General features: G+C 68.4%; 2 protein-coding genes. Both read left to right on the forward strand.

What is annotated here, in order from left to right; translation table 11 throughout:
- Positions 1-554, forward strand: a 554-nt coding sequence (locus ACP7BV_RS26810) for a sensor histidine kinase (protein WP_426107945.1), incomplete at its 5' end; no start/stop codon positions are given.
- Positions 551-1,885, forward strand: a 1,335-nt coding sequence (locus ACP7BV_RS26815) for a sigma-54-dependent transcriptional regulator (RefSeq protein WP_426107946.1), incomplete at its 3' end; no start/stop codon positions are given. The genes ACP7BV_RS26810 and ACP7BV_RS26815, both read left to right, overlap by 4 nt.

Below are 1,885 nucleotides of genomic sequence, written 5' to 3' on the forward strand. Positions count from 1 at the left end.
TCATCAGCATGGCCGCCGTCGGCTCGCCGCCCGAAACGCGGGCCGAAATCCGCGCCCAGATCGAACGGGCCGACCACCTGATCCAGGACTTGCTCAGTTACTCGGGCGAAGTGCGGCTGAACCGGCAACCGGTGCCGGTGGCCGAACTGGTGCAGCGCGTGGTGGCCAGCTTTCCCGGCCAGCCCATTGCCGTGGCCATCGACGACACGCTGTGCGCGCTGATCGACCCGCTGCGCGGCGAGCAGATACTCAATAACCTGATCGGCAACGCCATTGCCATGATGCGCGGACGCGCCGCGCCACGCATTGAAGTGTGCGCCGTGCGCCAGGCCGACGGCATGATCAATCTGCGCGTATGCGACAACGGCCCCGGCGTGCCGGCCGACCTTGCCGCGGGCTTGTTCCAGCCGTTTACCACGCGCCGCCCGGGCGGCACCGGCCTCGGTCTTGCCATCGTGCGCCGGCTGGTGGAGGCGCACGGCGGCACGGTGCGCCTGGCCACGCGCGAAGGCTGGAACTGCTGTTTTGAACTCACCTTGCCAGGCAACCCATGACCACCGAACGTATCCTCCTCGTCGACGACGAACCCGCATTCCAGCGCCTGTGCGGCAACTGGCTCGCCAGCCTTGGCTACGACGTCAAGGTCGCAGCATCGGCCGAACAAGTGGTCGCGCTATGCGCCCGGCACACCTTTGACCTGGTGCTGCTGGACCTGGCGCTGCCGCCCTCTTTTTTACCCGACGAAGGCCTGGCGCTGCTGCCCGGCCTGGCCCCAGCGCCGGTGGTGGTAATGACCGGCCACGCCGACCGCGAACTGGCGCTGCGTTCCATCGGCGCGGGCGCCTGGGACTTTTTGCCCAAGCCGCTGGACCCGGATTTGCTGAAGGTAGTGGTGGAGCGCGCGCTGACCAAGCGCCGGCTGGAGCGCGAGCTGGCCGACATGCGCGAGCGCGCGCTGCCGGCCGACGCCACCATGGGCCTGATCGGCATCAGCGCCGACCTGCGCGAACTGCGCGCGCTGATTCGCCGCATCGCCCCCACCGACGTGCCGGTGATGATCACGGGCCCCAGCGGCACCGGCAAGGAACTGGTGGCGCGCGCGCTGCACGCCAACGGCAAGCGCAGCGCCAAGGCGTTTGTGGCGGTGCACTGCGGCGCGATTCCGCCGGAGCTGTTCGAGAGTGAATTGTTCGGCCACTGCAAAGGCAGTTTTACGGGCGCGGACCGCGACCGGCAGGGGCTGATCGCCACGGCCAACGGCGGCACGCTGTTCCTCGACGAGATTGGCGACATGCCGCTGGCGATGCAGGTCAAGCTGCTGCGCTTTCTGCAGGCCGGCAGCTTTTTTGCGGTGGGCGCGCGGACCGAGACCAAGGTGGACGTGCGCGTGGTGGCCGCCACCAACCGCGACCTGGCGACCATGGTGGAAGACAAGACGTTCAGGGACGACTTGTATTATCGGTTGAAGGGGATCCAGGTGCGCACCACCGCGCTGGCCGAGCGCGCCGAAGATGTGGCTTTGATCGTGCAGGCGCTGGCCGCGCGCATGGCGCCGCCCAAGCGCCTGGCGCCGGCGGCGCTGGAGTGGCTGCTGTCGCGCAGCTGGCCGGGCAATGTGCGCGAACTGCAGCATTCGATGCAGACTGCGGCGGCGCTGGCCGGGGACGAGCCGTGCATTTCGGTGGATGATCTGGCGCTGGCCTGTGGCGAAGCGCCCGGGCCTTCGCATGCGGCGCTCGATGGCTCGCTCGATGCGCAGGTAGCGGCGCTGGAGAAGCGCCTGATCGTGGCGGCGCTGGACGAGACTGACCACAATCATACCCATGCCGCGAAACAGCTCGGCATCTCGCGGGTGGGGCTGCTGAACAAGATGAAGCGGTACGCG

The organism is Massilia sp. TSP1-1-2 (genome assembly GCF_049896185.1).
Taxonomy (GTDB): Bacteria; Pseudomonadota; Gammaproteobacteria; order Burkholderiales; family Burkholderiaceae_D; genus Telluria_A.